This window comes from Pengzhenrongella sp. (assembly GCF_036565025.1).
Lineage (GTDB): Bacteria > Actinomycetota > Actinomycetes > Actinomycetales > Cellulomonadaceae > Pengzhenrongella.
The window spans coordinates 1-17,800 of the sequence record NZ_DATCNW010000380.1 but is presented as its reverse complement, the minus strand read 5'-3'; the positions used below and the strand labels follow the sequence as shown (position 1 = coordinate 17,800).

The window sequence follows — 17,800 nt, the reverse complement described above, 5'->3', positions numbered from 1 at the left end:
GGCTCGCGGGCGCCCTCGCCCCACGGTCATAGTCGACGGACGTTCCCGCGGGAACGTCCGTCCCGACGAGCCCGTCGGAACGTACGCAAGTGCGCGACTTTGGCTGCTGATCAGGCGATTTAGGCAGCCAAAATCGCGCACTCGCGGAGGTCCGGGCGCGAGTGCGGTGATTCTGCTGTCTATTCGACGACTTAGACAGCAGAACGGCCGCACTCGCGCGGCAGACAGCAGAACGGCCGCACTCGCGCGAATCCGCTCGGATCTCGTCATGACGATGTCAACCTGACCGAACCTCACCAACTGCAACGTCCGAGCGTTGACGTCCTATAGGACGTCAACGCTCGGACGTTGCGCGATTCTTGGGCCGAGGCGGGCGACCTGGAGCTCGGCGACGTCCTGACCGATGCCGTCGCCGGACGCGCGAACGCCGGCCAGCTCATGGTCTTCAAGAGCGTCGGCTCGGCCATCCTGGACGTGGTGACAGCCCACAAGGTCTGCACAGCCGCCCTCACCCAAACCCGAGGCCAAAAAGTCGACCTGACCCGAGTCGCTCACGCGAGTGCGCGACTTTGGCTGCTGATCGGACGATTTCAGCAGCCAAAACAACGCACTCGCGTGTACGACGCGGGGGATGGGGGCTTGGTGAGGTCTGCTCAGCGGCTCCTGGTCTTCACGTTTCGGATTTGGGTCTTCTGCGGCTTGGTCTGTTTTTGGCCGCCAGCTCCTGCGCCCGGGACGGCAGCCTCTTGCGCGCCATGTTCTCCACGAGGCCGGCCGCGGTCAGCACGCGGGACAGGCTCATCGGCGGGACCTCGCCGTCTGACCCGAGGTGTTGCGCCAGGTAGTGGTCCATCTCCGCAGTCGGATCGATGCGCGAGACGACGATCCACGATGCTGTCTCCGCCTCGAACTCGTTGCTCGCGTCATCGAGCCCCACCCGCGACGGCCACAGTCGCTTGTCCGGCGAGCCCAGGTGGCCGCAGTACAGGTGGGCCAATTCGTGGGTCAGCGTCCGGTACGCATCGAACGGCTCGAACCGGTCGTTGATCACCAGCTCGTAGCGCAGAGCGACGCTCTCCTCGCCCTTGCCCCTCGGGCCCGTGCGACGCACAAAGCGCCCGTCGGCGGTGGTGCGGATGTCGCCTCCCCGGTGCGTTCCGCGAGGGCCGCGAACGACGCGCACGCCGTCGCGCAGCGCGTTGTTCGACGTCCGCTCGAACAGCACCTCGGCATCCGCGTCCGAGAGCCCGGACCGAAAGCGGAACGGGACCTCGATCTCCACCGGGAGCTCCGGCGCGCCCTCGCAGGGCTCCGTGTCGTCGACGTCGTACACCACGAGGACCGGCCCGCGAGGCCGCAGGATCACGACCGGACGAGCGTCGGCACGGATCGTCCGGTGGTACGTGTCCCGCCACCGAGCAGCGGTGGCGACGACCCGCGCACCCGGCTTCTGGATGTCGATGAGCAGCGCGTTGAAGGGTGAGTAGAAGTGGAACCTGCGGATGAAGGTCGGCAATCGGGCGAAGTCCTTCGATCGCCGGTACATCCGTCGCCCCGATCCCAGGCCAGTCAGGCGGAGAGCCGGCGGACCTCGTGCTCCTGGGTGCGGATCGCGCGGATGATCCGGATGATGTCGACGGGGTGCGCTCCGTGCCACGCCGCGACGTCCGCCCGCTGCTGTCGGGCGAGGTCGGCCGGGGTGCCCGTGGCGCGCTGCCACCAGTCGAGGGCGTCGTCGGAGTAGGAGATCGCGGCGATCGGCCGCGCGTGGCGGATCGCGGCCAACGCGGCGACCGGCTCCATCCCGGTGGCCAGCAGGATCGCGAACGCCATCGACGGGCCCCGGTTGATACCCATGTGGCAGTGCGCCAGCACCTGCGCGCGCGGGTCGTCCAGGGCAAGCAGCGCGAAGGTGACCCCGCGGTCGAACCAGGAGTCGGGCATCGCCTGGCCGACGTCGTCCTGGCCGTTCCACAGGTAGCGCACCGCGGGGGCGTATCTGGCCACGAAACGCTCGTCGGTCCACTCGAGCCGGTTGTCGATGACGTGCGTGATGCCCGCCGACGTCATCGCGCCGAGGGCGGCGCGCATGGCGCGCGGGCCCTTGTGCAGCGGGAGGTCTCCGCCCGTCCAGACCCGGTCGGCGACTCGGCTGATGTTCGCGCTGGCCATCGCGTGCTCCCGATGCTCGGGGAGAAATTCTTCTCCCCGAGCCCGGTGAACTCAATCCCTCACGTCAGGGGAGATTGAGCCGCGCCACCGCGGCGAGCCCCTCGTCCAGGTCCCCGGCCAGCGCGTCCACGAAGGCCGTGGCCTCCGGGGCGCACATGACGGTCAGCACGAATCGATCCGCGCACGACAGCGCCGCGACGACCGTGGTCACGTTGCCCACCAGCGTCGCCACCGGGACCGCGCGGGTCACGCGCCGGCCCAGCACGACGGGCGACCGGGCCGGCCCGCGCAGGTTGGTCACCAGCGTGGTGATCGAACGCTGACGCTCGACGAAGCGGCGGTAGAGCCGGAGCGCCGCGAAGGCGCGGAACAGCTGGGCGGTGAGCCACCACGACGAGCCGGTGATCCTGCTCTTGCGCCGCCGCGTATCGCTCGCGAGGGCCGTCAGGTCGCCAGCCACCGAACTTCCCGGCGCCGGCAGCGGGACTCGCATGATGCCGACCCGGTTCTGAAAGGCGGCCGACGGCGCGGCCACGGTGCACGAGGCGACGAGCGGCCCGCCCGCTCCCCCGCCCGCCGACCCGCCATCCGACCCGACGGCGGAAATCGTTCGATGAAGCGCCCGTCCCCACGCCCAGAGCACTGCATCGTTCACCGTCGCCCCACACGTGCGCGCCCCCGCGCGCACCCCCGCGAGATCGACGTCGACCGTGCGCAGCACGAACCCCGCGGTCACGGGCCGGTTCAGCGGGGAGGCGGGCGCCCGGCCCGTCGAGAGCCCGAGCTCGCGGAACCCGGCGAGGCGCCCCGGCCACGCGGCGGCGCCGCCGAGGGCTCGTGCGCGGCCCGCCCACGCGCCGCGCGTGAGCCGGCGCCGATCCGGCAGGGGCTCCGGCGTCGGCGGCCTCCGGGCCGGGCCGCCCTGCAGCACGGCCAGCACGCCGGCGAGCACGCTGGGTCCGTCGGCCATCGCATGGTGGCTCGACCAGACCAGCGCCGCCCGCCGCTCGTCGGGCACGTCGACGACGGTCAGGGTCCACCACGGGCGCGCGGGATCGAGTTGCTCGGACAAGATCGCGGCCGTCACCTCGAGCAGCTCCGCCGCAGCGGCGGACCGCCCCCGCACGTGGTGGTCCAGGTCGAGCGCGGGGCCCCCCAGCTCCAGCAGCACCCCGATGTTGCGAGCATTCGGCCCGACGTCAGCGGCCAGCTCGGCCAGGTCGAACACGCTCAGACGCTCGGGCACGTGCGCCAGTATTCCCGCCCCGTGACGACCGTGCAGGACAATGGCGCCGGGCACACCGCGCCACCTCTGGAGCCTGGCCCGCCGAGGAGAGCAGCCGATGACATCCGCCCCGTGGTCGTTCCGTCGCGTCGCAACGACCGGGCGTGCCCCGCTCACGAGCCTCGGCATCCCGTTCGGACTGTCCGGCCTGGCGGGTACCTGGACGATGGCGGCGCGTACGGGCCTGGCGACGAACGCCATCGCGGAGGTCCTGTGGTCGGTCGCCGCCCTCGCCTGGATCGTCGTCGTCACGAACTACCTCTGGCGATCGGGCAACCGGGGCGGCAGCGTCCGCGCCGACCTGCGCGACCCGGTGCAGGGCGCCTTCGCGTCGCTCGCTCCGACGACGGCGATGCTCATCTGCACCCATTACGCCACGTACCTCCCGCGCTCCGGTCGCATCGCCACCGGCCTGTTCATGGTGATCGCACTGCTGTTCGGTGCCTGGTTCCTCGCCCAGCTCGCCCTGCACGAGCGCAGCGTCGACACGGTGCACGCCGGCTACCTGCTGCCCACCTTTGCGATCTTCTCCGCTCCCCCGGCCGTTGCGGGGAACGCCTGGTTCGCGCACAACAGCGGTCAGGTGGATCTCATGGAGATTCTGCTGCTCGGCACCTTCGTCGTGCTCATCGGAGTGCAGGTGATGATGCTGGGCGCGTACGTTCGGCTGCGGTTCCACCTGGGCTTCTGGGCGTTCACCTTCACCGCGGCCTCGAGCGGCACGTATGCCGTGCACTGGCTCGCGCTGTGGCACGGTGCGGGCCACGAGGCCCTGGCCTGGCTGACGGTCGCGATCGTCACCGCGGTGATCGGGGGCATCGCCGTGCGATCGGTCGGGGCACTGCTCCGCGCCCACAGGGCGTCCCGGGCGGGCACCGGGCCGATCGTGCAGGCGCGGCTGAAGGTCTCCTCGCAGGTGTAGCCGACCGTCAGCGCGCAGTGATCACCCCGGGAGGGCTCCCCCGCTGGCCACGACGGTCCGGTTCCGCCCGGCGGCCTTCGCCGCGTACAGCGCGCCGTCGGCCGCGGCGACCAGTGCGGCGCTGTGCGGCCCCGGGTCGGCATTCATGGTCGCGACCCCGATGGTGACGGTCACGACCCCGAACGGCGACCCGTCGTGCCCGATCCCCGCCGCGGCGAGCAGGGCGCGGATTCGTTCGGCGACGAGCAGCGCGCCCGCGGGCGGCGTGTTCGGCAGGATCACGGCGAACTCGTCGCCGCCGTAGCGGGCCGCCAGATCCTGCGGGCGGTTCGTCGCCTCGCTCAGCGCGCCGGCGACCGTCCGCAGGCAGTCGTCGCCGGCCAGGTGCCCGTAGGTGTCGTTGAACTGCTTGAAGTTGTCGGTGTCGATCATCAGCAGGGACAGCGGGGCTCCGGACCGGCTGTGCTCGATCCATCGTGCGCCGAGCGTCTCGTCAAAACCCACGCGATTGCAGATCCCCGTGAGGCCGTCGACGTGCAGGCGAAGGCGCAGCTCCTCGTTGAGCACGAGCAGCTCGTCCTGTGCCCGACGGCGGGTCGCCACCTCCGCCTCGAGCGCCCGGGTGCGGTCCGCGACCAGCGCCTGGAGGAGGTGCGCGTGCTCGGCGAGCTCGGCGGTGCGAGCCAGGGTCTCGAGCGATCGGCTGAGGTCCATCCGCAGGGCGTCGCTCACGAAGCGGTCGACGTCGCGCTGCTCGAGGAGCAGGTACCCGAGCTCCCGGCGCTCGGTGGACAGCGGCTGCATCATGAGCGTGCCCTCGTGCAGGTGGTGCGCGAGGTGTGCCGGCAGGATCTGCGCGGCGTCGAAGAGCTCGCTCATCGGCGTCTCGGGTAGCCCCGGAGCGTAGGCGAGGACGACGGCGCCGGCGCCGGCCGAACCGATCGGGTTCGCGAGGGCCCCCGCCTCGTGCGACGCGAGCAGCACCACGAAGCACCGCACGATGTTCAGCCGCGGCAGCGCGGCCGCCAGCTCGTGCACCAGCTCTGCGATCGTCGTGCAGCCCATGAACGCCCGGGTCATCGACAACGTGATGTCCAGCGCCGCAAGATCGGCCCACAGCCCGCGGGTGCTCGACGACGACCCGACCAGCTCGCCGAGCGGCTCGAGCTCCGCGCGACCGGACGCCCGCTCGACCCGACCACCGACCCTCGCACTGGACTCCCGCACGACGACGCGGGTGGGGACCCGCACCTCACCGAGCCGCTCGCCGTCGATCGACCGCAGGAGCAGGCGCGCGGCCAGTGCCCCCTGTCCCTCGGAGTCCTGGCTCACGGAGGTCAGCGGCGGCACGCTGTACGCGCTCGACTCGTCGTCGTCGAACCCGACGACGACGACGTCCTGCGGGATGCGCAGGCCTGCCTCGGTGACGGCATCCATCGCGCCCAGGGCCGAGCGGTCGTTGAAGGCGATCACCGCATCCAGGTCGCGGCGCACGCGCAGCACCTCGTTCACGAGGCGATAGGCGTTGTCGCGGTGGAAATGGCCATCGACGAACAACGACTCGTCGAGCTCGATGCCGTGCTCGGCGAACACCCTGCGCAGGACTCCCTCGCGTTCGACGGAGTCGGCGTGGTGCCGGATACCGCGCACGACCAGGGGCCGCCGAACGCCGCAGTCCGTGATCAGGTGCCGGACGACCTCCTCCATGCCGACGGCGTTGTCCGCCCGCACCGAGCAGCCCGCCACGTGCGAGCCGACGTGCACGGTCGGCAGGCCGGGCAGCAGGGCGAGCGCCGCCCGGAGGTGACCCTCCGCGACCGGATTGTCGAGCGTGGTGGTGATCACCCCCCGCGGGCTCAGGGTGTCCAGCGCACGCTGCAGGCACGAGGTGAGGCCCTGCGCGAACGGGTCCCTCGCGATTAGCAGCAACGGGATCCGTGCGGGCTCGAGCGCCGATCGCATGCCGGCGACGAGGCTCGCCTGGTAGGCGTTCGACTGGTCGAGAACGACCAGGACGGGGTCGTTCGGCAGCGGCATCCGCCCTCCCCTCCGGTGCACGGCGGGCCGCGGGCGACAGCTCCTCCTACCAGAGATGATCGACGCGCGGGTCGCCGTGTTGAGCGATCTCCGGGGCGCGACGCACATCCGCGGTCAGTCTCCGGCGTCCCGGCGCGGCGGTCAGAACAGAGCGAAGGCCGCGTTGCAGCTCACCTTCACGGCCTCCAGCGCGGAAGCCGCCCCGGAGTAGTCGTTGTAGGAGACGTCGGTCAAGGCGATCGAGACGCCGTTCAGGCAGCTCTCCAGCGTCTTGATCTGGCCGGACTGAATTGTCAGGCTGCTCTTGACGTCGGTGAGGTTGTTCCGGACGCCCGCAAGTTCCTGCTCCTTGGCCGTGAGGGCCTGCGCCTTGGCGTCGAGCGACTTCTTCGTCGTCGCCAGCACCGACTGGGTGGACGTCAGATCGGTCTTGACTCCGGTGAGTTTCGTGACCGTGTCGGCCAGCTCGGCCTGCGTTTCGTGCAGCCGGGACTGCGACGCCGAGTACGCGTCGCGGCTCTTGGTCAGCTGCTTGTGGGTACCCCAGTCATTCAGCGCGAGCACCGCGACGCCGGCCACGATCGACAAAGCCAGCACACCACCGACGATCGCCCGCCACCGTCGAGGCCGACGAAACTGCCCGACGGCGAGGCCGGAAGCACTCTCGACGGCAGCCGCCGCGGACTCGGGCACGAGTTCCGCGCCACCTTGTTCGGCCAGCATCAGCATCAGGGTCTGATGCTGGGACCCCTGAGGTTGCTCCGGCTGCGGGTCCGGACCGACATCCCCGGGATCAACAGCCGCCACCCCGCACTCAGCACAGAACTGTGCCTCCGGCGCCTGATCCGCACCGCAGCTTCGGCACGAGATTGTGGTCAGCTCACGTTCGGTCACGGCTTCTTCCTCTCCTCAACACACGGGCAGTTCTGCGCACAGGACCGAGGCCGGAATCGCGAAGGCGAGGCCCTCGACCCCCGAGCTCACGATCTTCATCTCGTTGATTCCCACGACCGCACCGACGCTGTTGACGAGCGGACCGCCGCTGTTGCCGGGGTTGATCGCCGCCGTGGTCTGGAGCAGGTCCTTGCCGTCCTCGTGTCGCAGGGCGGAGACGATGCCGGTCGAGACACTGCCCTCCAGGCCCAGCGGTGAGCCGACCGCGATGACCGGATCGCCTACCGCTGGGGGCGAGGACTGGATCTTCAAGACCGGGAAGGTGGCCTCGACGTCGATCAGGGCCAGGTCGCTCTGTTCGGACACCTGGGTGATGTGCGCGGGCCAGGTCTGATCGCCGGTCCGGACCTTGACATCGCGGCCGCCGTTCACCCACAGGTCGGCCACGACGTGGAAGTTGGTGACCACCCGGGAGTGACCGGACGCAGCGGAGACGGCGAATCCTGATCCCAGCGAATCCCCGAGGTCGATGGTCACGACCGAGCGCTTGACCGCCTCCGCGGTCTTGGCGACGGTGTGGTTCTTCGAGTCCAGCGCGGTCGCCTCGAGCGTGCCGACGCGGGTGGCGAGAGCGGCGCCGGCCACGTCGCTTTGCCTCACCTTCGCCTCGGAGTCCGCGAGCCGGCCGGCGAGGACTCGGGCGGCCGCCCGCGAATCCGTGGCTGCCGTCCGCTCGTTGGCAACCGCATACAGCGCCACGGACATCGACGAGCCGGCGAGCGCGAGGCAGGCGCAGATCGCCACGACAGCCGCAGCGCTGGGCCGTCGTCGTGCATGCCCCCGCTCGACGGGAGCCGACGTCGGCGGGCTCAGCGGTGCGAGCGATGCGGTCGGGAGGGCAGTGCACCGGGAACAGGCTCCGTCAGCCGTCAGGGCGGAGCAGCAGCTCGTGCAGAATGCCGCCATCAGCCGCAGCCCTGGCTCACCGAGTGATCCAGCATCTGAATGACGCCCCCCACGCGCGAGTACCCGGCCGGTGGACCGACCGATGAATGGACGGTATTGGGCGACGGGTGCGCAGCGGTGCCCAATGGGTTCATCCCGCGGGCGAAAACCTTCCTGGTCGGGCAGGTCGGGCGGCCGGACCTACAACGCCTGCGCCAATCGCGCGCGCAACCCGCGCAACGCCTCGGCGGCCTCGGTCGAGCAGGTGATCGTCCACTCGTACTCCGGTGGGATCCACGCGAGGGCCGCGATCAGCTCGGGGATCGAGTTGCCGATGATGGGCCAGTCCACCGTGCCGTCGGGCTGCTGGGTCGCCGAGCTGGCCCACACCCCGAAGTACGCCTGCACCTGCCCGAGGTCTGCCCGCAGGTGGACGGTTGCCTCGTGCCGGCGGCGCGCGGCGCCGTGCGCGACCTGCACGTACTCGGCGGCGTCCGCGGCGGGCAGCTCCTTGGCCGTGAACCGGACCCCGGTGCCGAGCAGCCCCGTCATCCGGTCCATCCGGAACGTGCGCCAGTCCGCCCTGTTCACGTCCCAGGCCACGAAGTACCAGTGCCGGTCGTGCGGCACCAGGGAGTGCGGTTCGACCAGCCGGGCGGAGTCGTTGCCGGCGAAGTCCGTGTAGTGGAACCGGACCCGCTCCTGGTCGCGGCACAGCAGCGCGAGCTGGCCGAGCACGTCCGCGTCAACGTAGGCGTCCGCCCGCACCGACGGGACCGTGTGCGCCCCGATCGCCGCGACCCGCCGCCGCAGGTGTCGGGGCAGCACCTGCTCGATCTTGGCCAGCGCGCTCAGCGAGGTCTGCTCGCCCTGCCCGACGCCGAGGATCGCGGCGGTCCGCAGCCCGACGGCGATCGCCACCGCCTCGTCGTCGTCCAGCAGCAGCGGGGGCAGGGTGCCGCCGCTCTCGAGCTGGTAGCCGCCCGCCGCACCCGGCCGGGCGTTGACCCGGTACCCCAGCTCGCGCAGCCGATCGACGTCGCGCCGGAGCGTGCGGGCAGTGACGCGCAGCCGGGCGGCGAGCTGCGGTCCGGTCCAGTGCCGGTGCGTCTGGAGCAGCGACAGGAGCTGCAGGGCGCGGGATGTCGGGTCGGACATAGCGAAAATCTAGCGCGGATCGCGGACGGAATCTGTCCTCGATCGTTCGTAACGTCGAACCATGACACCGACCCCCATCATCAGTGCCCGCGGACTGAGCAAGCAGTTCGGTGGGCCGGCAGGAAGCACCGTCGTCGCCGTGAGCGATTTGACGATGGATATCGAGGCGGGCTCCCTGACCGCGTTCCTCGGCCCGAACGGCGCCGGGAAGTCCACGTCGCTGCGCATGCTCACCACGCTGCTCGAGCCCACCGGCGGCAGCGCGCGGGTGTGCGGCTTCGACATCGCGGACCAGCCCGAGGAGGTCCGCGCGCGGATCGGGTACATCGGCCAGAAAAACGGCGCCGGGCAGTACCAGCGGGTGCGCGACGAGCTGCTCGGCCAGGGCGCGCTGTACGGGCTCGGCCGCGCCGCGAGCCGACGTCGGGCGGACGAGCTGATCGAGATCCTCGACCTCGGTGAGCTGGCCGGCCGGCGGACCATGGCGCTCTCGGGTGGCCAGCGCCGGCGGGTGGACATCGCGCTCGGGTTGGTCCCCGAGCCGCGGCTGCTGTTCCTCGACGAGCCGTCCACGGGCCTCGACCCGCAGTCGCGCGCGAACCTCTGGGAGCACCTGCTCGCGCTGCGGGCCAGGTACGACACGACCCTGTTCCTCACCACGCACTACCTCGACGAGGCCGACCAGTTCTCCGAGCGGGTGCTGGTGGTCGACCACGGCCGGATCATCGCCGACGACTCCGCCGCCCGGCTCAAGGCGAACCTCGCCGGGGACCGGATCAGCCTGACGATCGCGGGAGACGGTGCGGCGGCGGCGGACACGGTTCGCCACGCGGCCCGCGAGTCCAGCGCGGGCGATCCCGAACCCCTGATCGCAGCCGTCGCGGAGGGCACGCACCTGGTCGTCTCGGTGAACCAGGGTGACCGGGTCCTGCCCCGACTGCTCCGCGCGCTCGACAACCTCGGGTGCGACGTGGTCGCCGCCGAGCTGACCCGCCCGACCCTGGACGACGTGTTCCTTCTCCTCACCGGCCGCAGCCTGCGCGAAGACCGCCAGGCCGAGACCGGCGAGAGCGCCGACCCGATCCCCGCAACCTCCGGAGCCCTCTGATGACGCTGTCCTCCCCCGCCACGGCCACCGAGTTCCCCCGCCGCGCACGCCCCGCCGGCGTCGTGCGCGACACCGGGAGCGTCCTTCTGCGCGAGCTGCGCCCGATGACGCGCGACCCGTTCAGCCTGGTCTTCTCCCTGCTGCAACCGCTCGTCTTCCTGGCGTTCTTCGGCCCGCTCCTCGGCGGCATGACCGGCCTGCCGATCGCGGCCGCGTTCCAGGGGTTCGTGCCGGGGATCATCGTCATGATCGCGCTGTTCGGCACCGCGATGACCGGCTCGAACCTGCTCTTCGAGATCCAGTCCGGCTCGCACGAGCGGATGCTCGTCGCGCCGGTGGCCCGGTCCGCGCTGCTGGTCGGGCGCGCGCTCAAGGAGATGGTCCCCCTGGTGATCCAGGGCATCGTCATCACCGCGGTCGCGGCCATCTTCGGGTTCCAGCCGTCGATCCCCGGCATGGTGCTCGGGCTCGCGATCCTCGCCGTGTTCGGGGTCGGGTTCGGCGCCCTGAGCTATGCGCTGGCGATCGCGTCCCGCGAGCGGGACTGGATGTTCTGGACCGTGCAGCAGGGGCTGCTGTTCCCGCTGATGATCCTGTCGGGCATGCTGCTGCCGCTGGAGTCGGGACCGCACTGGATGCAGGTGCTCGCGCGCTTCAACCCGCTGACGTACATGGTCGACGCCGAGCGCGCCCTGTTCAACGGCGCGTACGCGGACGCGGCCGTCTGGCAGGGGGCGCTCGCCGCCGTCGTCGTCGCGGCGCTCGGGCTGAGCGTGGGGATCCGGGCGGTGCGGCACAGCGTGTGACCGCCAAGCGGTCGCAAGTTTCGGAAGGTTTGGTGCGCCCGTCGCACCAAACCTTCCGAAACCTGGCTCATCGTCCGCCCAGTCGAGCACGAGGACGCCGCTCGCCGAGGAGGTCAGGCCGATCGCGGCCACCTGCCACGCAGCGACCGTCGAACTGCCGAGCACCGACCCGCCGCTTCCCATCGTGCTCCGGGTGCTGCGGGGGCGTCAACGGGCCCGTCAACCACCCAGCGCTGTCTGGCAGAGTTCGCCACCCGGGACGTCCCGATCCGGGTGAGAAGTCAGCGGAAGGTCGTCACACGTATGTCCGAGGCAGAACAGGTCGAGATCGGCTCCGGCACGCAGCGCGACGTCACCCGGTTGGTGAACCTCAGCGACGCCGTGGTCTCGATCGCGGCCACCCTGCTCGTGCTGCCGCTCGCCACGGACGCGAGCCAAGGATCGGTGAGCACCCTGGCGGCGCTGGCCGACCAGAGCGGGCGCCACCTCCTGCTGTTCCTGCTCAGCTTCGCGGTGATCTGCCGGTTCTGGCTCGTGCACCACGCGCTCTTCGACACGATCGTCGCGTTCAACGTCCCGCTGTTCTGGATCAACGCGCTGTGGCTCGTCTCGATCGTCGTGCTGCCGTACACGACCGGCCTCATCGGCGCCGCCCAGGGCAACAATCAGGTGGCGACCGGCGTGTACATCTCCACCATGCTCATCACGACCCTCGCCGGCCTGGCGATGCAGTGGCTGATCAACAGGTCCCCCGAGCTGCACGCTCCGGGGATGCAACGCCGACTGGACCTCGCCCCCGCCGTCGTCATCGTGGTCACCATGCTGTTGGCGCTCGTGACCGCGATCGTGGTGCCGGCGACCGGGCCCTGGGCGCTGTGTCTGCTGATTCCGTCGGGTCAGATCAGCCGGCTGGCGACCCACCTGGTTCGGCGGGGGCGCCCGGCCGGGAATTGACCGCCGGCGGTCGCCGCTGGACGCCTGAGCGTTCGGTGCCTACCGTGCAATGTGCTCTGGCGCAGGCAAGCCGGTGACCCGTGACGCGCAGGACGCCGGGCCTGGTCGCCCGCGTCGCGACCGCGGTCGCCGTGGTCGTGATCACGGCTGCCTGCGGCACTTCGGAGCCGGGCCCGATTCCCGGACCGACGGCGGCCGCACCGCCCTCGCACGTGCGGCAGGGCCACCCGGCGCACCGCGGGGTCCCGGTGGTGGGACCGGCCTGCGACGCCGCGACGGGGCGGGTCGAGCACGTCACGTTCGAGGCCTCGAGCTTCGCCGAGCGGGGCGACTTCCAGCTCTACCTGCCGCCCTGCTACGACACCGAGACCACCCGCCGGTACCCGGTGCTCTACCTGCTCCACGGTGGCAGCCAGGACGACGATCACTGGTCGCAGCTCGGCCTGCCGGGTGCCGCTGACGCCGCGATCGCCGCGCACTCGATCGCACCGATGATCGTCGTCATGCCCGACGGCGGGCCGATGTTCGCCCCGAAGAACAGGACGGCCTTCGAGCACTACCTGGTGCACGAACTCGTTCCCCGGGTCGATCGGACCTGGCGGACCAGCCCGGAACGCTCCGGCAGGGCGGTCGGTGGGATCTCCATCGGGGGCCGGCTCGCGCTCGAGGCGGCGACCGACCACCCGCAGCTGTTCTCGGTGGTCGGCGCACACAGCTCGACGGTCCGCGATGTTCCTGGCCTCGCTCGTCGCCTCGCCGACGGCGACCTGCGGATCTACCTCGACGTCGGCAACCTGGACGCCCTGCGCGGAGTCGACCAGTCGCTCGCCGACGCGCTGGACCGGGACGGGGCGCACTACGAGTTCCACGTCAGCCCGGGTGCGCACGGCCGGGTCTACTGGAGCGCGCACGTTCGGGACTACCTGCGCTTCTACGACGCCGCGCTCGCCTCCTGCTGACCGGCGAACCGCTCATCCGACGCCGTGCATCGGATCGTCAGGCGCCATGCAGCGTCCGTACATCCTGCCGTCGTCGGCCCTGCCTAGTCTGCTGGGCAGCGGCCGGACACGCCGACCGCCTCCAGGAGGCTCCCGTGGTGCTCGCACTGTCCCTCGTACGGCATGGCCAGACCGTGTACAACGCGGAGAACCGGATGCAGGGCTGGTGCGACTCGCCGCTGACGCCGGCCGGGCTCGCGGGCGTGCGGACCACGGCCGACCACCTGGCGGATCGGCCCTTCGTCGCCGCCTACGCCAGTCCCTCCGGCCGGGCCCAGGCCACCGCGCGACAGATCCTCGCTCACCACCGGCGGGTGCCGCTCACCACCGATCCGGACCTGCGCGAGCTCAACTTCGGCGAGCTCGAGGCGCGTCCGGGGTCGGAGCTCGCCGCCCGCCACGATCCGGACGCCATGTTCGACGAGCTGCTCGCCGGCACGTTCCCCGGCATCCCCGACGGCGAGAGCGCAAGTGAGTTCCTCGCGCGGGTCTCCTCGGCCTTCGCCCGCATCGAGCACGCGCACGCCGACGGCCAGGTGCTCGTGGTGAGCCATGGCCTCACGCTCCTCACCTACCTGATGATGATCGATGAGCGGCCCAAGTCGCCGTTGCCGAACGCGAGCATCTCGACGGTCCTGGTGCGGCGCAGCGGCGTGCGCCGGGTGGTCGTCGTCGGGCTGGACCTGGCTGGCGGCGAGGGCCTGCCCGACGACGTCGACGCGTCCCCGAGGCCGGAGCCCGCGCTGGGCTGATCGCCGACCGACGGCGCGATTCGCCCTACCGCGACGGCAGCGAGGATGCAGTTCGGTCCGCTGCGTTCGTGTCTATCCCCGAGGAAGTACGTGGCCCAGTTGCGCGAGCGTCGTGCGGAAGGCGCCCTCGTGCTCGACGCCGACGGCGAGGTGGCGATCGCCAACGAGCTGGCACAGCCCGCGGGTGCGACGGTCCCCCGCGATGAACGCGGCGGTCGCCGGGTCCGCACACTCGACGAGCCGGACCATGCCACGATCGGTCAGGCGATCGCCGAGCGGGACCTCGCCGAGCGCGACCACGTCGTGATTCGGCAGGACCCTGATCGAGTTCGCGATGGTCGTCATCTCCGGCGGTGCAGCTCCGGAGAGGCCCAGAACGTAGGCGCCCAGGGCATTGATCCGGATCGCGCGCAGGCCGTCGTACCTGCTCAGGCTCTCGAGCTCTTCGGTGGCCATGTTGCCGCGAAAGTCCTCGCGCGCGCCTGCTGGGTCGGCGTACGCGACGTCGAGGAGCCCGAGGGTCGCGGCGTACTCGAACAGCACCGCGAGCGTGTACCGCCCCTCGAGCAGCGCCCAGTCGCCGAAACCGTCGTAGCCCAGGCTGCCGTACTCCGGATCGCCGATCTACAGCTTCCACATCGCGCGCTCGCTGCGCGCGACCGTCGGGCTGAGCTTGCCTCTCCGCATGCGCCGGAACAGGTGGTCGATGTCGACCCATTCACCCGCAGCGGAGGTCTCAAGGGCGTGCGCGACCGTCTGACGACGCGTCTTCACCGAGGTCAGAGCGTTGGACGATCGCTGGCCCTTGATCTCCTCGACCCGGCTGAGCTCGTCGATCACTCCGTGACTGACCCAGCGCGTCCACAGGGAGCGGATCGTCCCCGCCGGCGGCGCCGTCAGGGCCGTGTGACCGCGCGGGGTCAGCTGGAGGCGGGTTCCCGCGAGCTCCGCCAGTCCGGCTGCTTGCACGATCAACGGCCACGCGTAGGCCGCGATCGCCTCGTTCCGGTAGAAGTCCCCTGCGGCCAACAGCGACGCGAGGCCGGCCACGGACGCCGCCGTCGGACGGCCCGTCTTCGCGCTGCACCGTAGCCGCCCCGACGCGCACCACTCCAACACGACGCGGACGTTCGAGAGGGCTTCGAGCTCGGTGCGGCGGACCGTGCCGGCAGGGTGGTGGCCGAGGGCAGGCGGCCAGAGGTTCTCCTCGTCGTTCATCGGATGAACCTACCGGGGCAGACGCCAGGTCCTCGTGGTCAGCCACGGCCTGGAGCGATCGCGGCCCCGCTCGTCACCGGGTCGACCCGAGAAGCGCCGAGAGGTCGAGAGAAATGCGCCACATGAGGGCGCCGACTTCGTCGAGATGCTTTCCGACGCGCGCCTTCGGGGCACTGACGTTGATCGCCGCCACGATCCCGTTGCGAAAGTCATGGACGGGCGCAGAGGCACCGACGACCCCCATGGCGAATTCTTCGTCGACGGTCGCGTAGCCGTGGATGCGGATGCGCCCGACCTCCCGGAGCAGGCTCGGGTAGTCGGTGACCAGCAGCGATCCCTCCGGCTCCAGGTCCGGAATCGTGTCGGTGGCCGGAGCGCCCAGCGGGCGCAGGCCAGGGGCAACGCGCTCCCGCTCATGCAGGTCGTACCAGCGCCGCAGGTCCTCCTGGTCCCATTCGCTGATCAGCACGCGTCCAGCCGACGTCCGCCACCCACTGACGCTGACGCCCTCCCAGCCGATGCCTCGAAACGCGTACGCACTGCTCTCAGCGGGGTGCGAGCCTCAACGAAGGCGCTGGTCCGGAGTCATCTCGTCGCGCCCCCTCGGCGCGACTCGAGTCCACGGCGGCGCAACGCAGGCCGCCGTCATCGAGACGGCAGAACGAGCCCAGGCCCGGGCACACGAAGGTCGAGTGAGGCGCATCGCGCCCATCGGCCATCCAAGGCCTGAGCAGGTTTCGCCCTCCCTATCGAGTCGACTGATTCTTCAGGGCGTCAGCGCCAGAATCCCGTGAGCGACTCGGCAAGGACCCTGCCTTGGTCGTAACCGGCGCGAGCAGCGGGCGGACGCAGCGATGGATCCATCGCGTTGGCGCCGAACATGTGCTCGGAGTTGGGGTTGGGGAAGATCGTCTCGACTCTGCTGCCGCCTACGCGGAGCGCGTCGACCTGCGCGGCGAGCTGCGTGCCCCAGTTCAGCGGTTGCAGTGTTCTGCCGCCGAAGGGTGACAGCACCAGCACTCGCCCGTATCCGGCTGCAAGATCGGCGTTCTCGTTGCGTCGGTAGCCGCCGTCGATGTACCGGTTGTCCCCGATCCAGTAGGGGAGGCCGCTGGCACAGCTGGCGGCGACGGCGTCCGCCAGGTCGACGCCGCTGTGGCGGTCGAACACGACCGGTTCACCGGTCTGGGCATCGACCGCCGTGATGAGCACCGTTCGTTGCGGCCAGTGCTGGCTGGGCAGCCGCGAGGCGACGGTGGCGCGCCACTGTGTTTGCCAGGAGCCGTCCGACGCCGCATCCAGGTCCAGTGCCGCCGCGCCCATTCTGCGGCGCATGTCAGCCGGATCCTGCGCGGAGGCGATGATCTTGCCGATTCTCTCGATGTGGTCCGCCGCCGACGTGGTCGGAACGCGTCCTCGGTCGGATCCGGCCGGACCGGTCCGCTCCTGGGGTGCCGTGGCAAGGATGGCGGCAAGCAGCTCGGTCGGGGTCGCGCCGGCTAGCTGGGCCGCGGCCGTCGATCCGGCTGACGTCCCGATGGTCAGGTCGGCTGTGGTCACGTCCAGCCCGGCGTCGAACAGGCCGGCGATGACGCCGATCAGCCACGCGTTGCCCGTCGATCCGCCGCCACCGAGGACCAGCGCTCGCTCGCCCGCGGCGGGTTCGAGCCCTGCCTCGCCCGCGGCCCGTACCCGCGTTGTGGCGTCCGCGGCCCGTACCCGCGTTGTGGCGTCGACCTGCGGCCGATCCTGGTCGGACCCCGACGGGTCACCGGAGGCCATCGTCGAATTGGAGTTCAGAGGTGAAGAAGGTGTGGTGTTCATGGGAGTCGCCCTTCGCGGATTGCCTGGCGGGCGCTCCCGGTGGCGACTACCTCAGTCGCGCGATCGTGGACCGCAGGGAGCGCCCACTGTCGATACTGCGTGCATGGGGCTCACCTCCTGCCGATGGATCACGATCGTCGGGACGCTAGCACTCCGGCGCCGCGGTGCGCAATCGAAATATGGCCGGGGCCCGGCGCCGCCGGCGCCAACCTGCCGGCCGCCGCGTCGCCGTCGAGCGCACCAGCGGGTCAGTCAGTTTTCGAGTCAGGACGACCGCTGCGGGGCTCGACTACATCTTCACTGTCAGTCTTCACTCAGCATCACCGCCGACCGATACGCCCTCATCGGTGATGGACCGATTTTGGTCGGGGTCTGCTCGAAATCCGCTCACTTCCCGACCAAAACCCGCCTCGATCCGCAAGCCGAGCGTCCACGGCTCAGGTTTGGGAAGGATGTGTGCGCCGGGGGCACCAATTCTTCCGAATCCTGAGCTCTCGGAGCCCGATCGGGCGCGCCGGCGGGTGGCAGCGATCAGGTTTGGGAAGGATGTGTGCGTGGGACGGACCGATTCTTCCGGAACTTGGGCTGTTCGGGGTTTGGGGACGACAAAGAGCCACCCCTTTCGGGGTGGCTCTTTGTGTAATGGTTGTCCGGCGGCGACCTACTCTCCCACACAGTCTCCCGTGCAGTACCATCGGCGCGGAGGGGCTTAGCTTCCGGGTTCGGA

Annotated in this window: 17 protein-coding genes, 1 rRNA gene and 1 pseudogene; 7 read left to right on the top strand and 12 right to left on the bottom strand. The window is 70.6% G+C overall.

Going from position 1 to position 17,800, the window contains the following annotated elements; genetic code table 11:
• Positions 1-348: 348 nt before the first annotated feature.
• A pseudogene (locus VIM26_RS27195) lies at positions 349-489 on the top strand (hypothetical protein); the annotation flags it as partial.
• A gap of 181 nt (positions 490-670) precedes the next feature.
• Here VIM26_RS27195 and VIM26_RS21690 read toward each other — a convergent pair.
• From VIM26_RS21690 to VIM26_RS21680, 3 genes are all read right to left on the bottom strand, one after another.
• Positions 671-1,333 (bottom strand): hypothetical protein, encoded by a 663-nt coding sequence (locus tag VIM26_RS21690; protein WP_331955148.1) that lies wholly within the window; start codon positions 1,331-1,333, stop codon positions 671-673.
• A 236-nt stretch (positions 1,334-1,569) separates the two neighbouring features.
• Positions 1,570-2,172 carry a hypothetical protein gene (locus VIM26_RS21685; RefSeq protein WP_331955146.1) on the bottom strand — a complete coding sequence of 201 codons (603 nt, stop codon included), beginning with the start codon at positions 2,170-2,172 and terminating at the stop codon, positions 1,570-1,572.
• Between the two features lie 64 nt (positions 2,173-2,236).
• On the bottom strand, positions 2,237-3,418 hold the full coding sequence (locus tag VIM26_RS21680; RefSeq protein ID WP_331955144.1) for a wax ester/triacylglycerol synthase domain-containing protein: 1,182 nt from the start codon (positions 3,416-3,418) through the stop codon (positions 2,237-2,239).
• Between the two features lie 97 nt (positions 3,419-3,515).
• On the opposite strand from VIM26_RS21680, the gene VIM26_RS21675 reads away from it, so the two are divergent.
• On the top strand, positions 3,516-4,379 hold the full coding sequence (locus tag VIM26_RS21675; protein WP_331955142.1) for a hypothetical protein: 864 nt from the start codon (positions 3,516-3,518) through the stop codon (positions 4,377-4,379).
• A gap of 21 nt (positions 4,380-4,400) precedes the next feature.
• On the opposite strand, the gene VIM26_RS21670 is transcribed toward VIM26_RS21675, so the two are convergent.
• From VIM26_RS21670 to VIM26_RS21655, 4 genes are all read right to left on the bottom strand, one after another.
• Entirely contained in the window at positions 4,401-6,416 is a 2,016-nt protein-coding gene (locus VIM26_RS21670; protein WP_331955140.1) for a diguanylate cyclase, read from the bottom strand.
• 141 nt (positions 6,417-6,557) lie between these two features.
• Entirely contained in the window at positions 6,558-7,139 is a 582-nt protein-coding gene (locus VIM26_RS21665) for a hypothetical protein (protein ID WP_331955138.1), read from the bottom strand.
• A 186-nt stretch (positions 7,140-7,325) separates the two neighbouring features.
• Complete coding sequence (locus tag VIM26_RS21660) at positions 7,326-8,114, bottom strand: S1C family serine protease (protein ID WP_331955136.1); 789 nt, start codon at positions 8,112-8,114, stop codon at positions 7,326-7,328.
• Positions 8,115-8,456: 342 nt separating this feature from the next.
• Positions 8,457-9,413 (bottom strand): YafY family protein, encoded by a 957-nt coding sequence (locus VIM26_RS21655; protein WP_331955134.1) that lies wholly within the window; start codon positions 9,411-9,413, stop codon positions 8,457-8,459.
• Between the two features lie 61 nt (positions 9,414-9,474).
• Between VIM26_RS21655 and VIM26_RS21650 the strand changes: the two genes are divergently transcribed.
• The 5 genes from VIM26_RS21650 (at position 9,475) to VIM26_RS21630 (ending at position 14,031) form a co-directional block, all read left to right on the top strand.
• Complete coding sequence (locus VIM26_RS21650; RefSeq protein ID WP_331955132.1) at positions 9,475-10,521, top strand: ABC transporter ATP-binding protein; 1,047 nt, start codon at positions 9,475-9,477, stop codon at positions 10,519-10,521.
• A complete protein-coding gene (locus VIM26_RS21645; protein WP_331955130.1) occupies positions 10,521-11,327 on the top strand; it encodes an ABC transporter permease in 807 nt (268 codons plus the stop codon). The genes VIM26_RS21650 and VIM26_RS21645 overlap by 1 nt, the downstream gene beginning before the upstream one ends.
• A gap of 303 nt (positions 11,328-11,630) precedes the next feature.
• Positions 11,631-12,281, top strand: a complete 651-nt coding sequence (locus tag VIM26_RS21640; RefSeq protein ID WP_331955128.1) for a TMEM175 family protein — start codon at positions 11,631-11,633, stop codon at positions 12,279-12,281.
• Between the two features lie 80 nt (positions 12,282-12,361).
• Complete coding sequence (locus tag VIM26_RS21635) at positions 12,362-13,240, top strand: alpha/beta hydrolase (protein ID WP_331955126.1); 879 nt, start codon at positions 12,362-12,364, stop codon at positions 13,238-13,240.
• A 134-nt stretch (positions 13,241-13,374) separates the two neighbouring features.
• Entirely contained in the window at positions 13,375-14,031 is a 657-nt protein-coding gene (locus VIM26_RS21630; RefSeq protein WP_331955124.1) for a histidine phosphatase family protein, read from the top strand.
• A 72-nt stretch (positions 14,032-14,103) separates the two neighbouring features.
• On the opposite strand, the gene VIM26_RS21625 is transcribed toward VIM26_RS21630, so the two are convergent.
• The 5 genes from VIM26_RS21625 to rrf all read right to left on the bottom strand — a co-directional run.
• Positions 14,104-14,574 carry a hypothetical protein gene (locus VIM26_RS21625; RefSeq protein ID WP_331955122.1) on the bottom strand — a complete coding sequence of 157 codons (471 nt, stop codon included), beginning with the start codon at positions 14,572-14,574 and terminating at the stop codon, positions 14,104-14,106.
• A gap of 81 nt (positions 14,575-14,655) precedes the next feature.
• Complete coding sequence (locus VIM26_RS21620; RefSeq protein WP_331955121.1) at positions 14,656-15,249, bottom strand: hypothetical protein; 594 nt, start codon at positions 15,247-15,249, stop codon at positions 14,656-14,658.
• 73 nt (positions 15,250-15,322) lie between these two features.
• Positions 15,323-15,718, bottom strand: coding sequence for an IclR family transcriptional regulator domain-containing protein (locus VIM26_RS21615; protein WP_331955119.1), 396 nt, complete (start codon positions 15,716-15,718; stop codon positions 15,323-15,325).
• Between the two features lie 305 nt (positions 15,719-16,023).
• Positions 16,024-17,073 carry a patatin-like phospholipase family protein gene (locus VIM26_RS21610; protein ID WP_414696542.1) on the bottom strand — a complete coding sequence of 350 codons (1,050 nt, stop codon included), beginning with the start codon at positions 17,071-17,073 and terminating at the stop codon, positions 16,024-16,026.
• Between the two features lie 648 nt (positions 17,074-17,721).
• Positions 17,722-17,800: ribosomal RNA gene (rrf, locus tag VIM26_RS21605) — 5S ribosomal RNA — on the bottom strand; the annotation flags it as partial.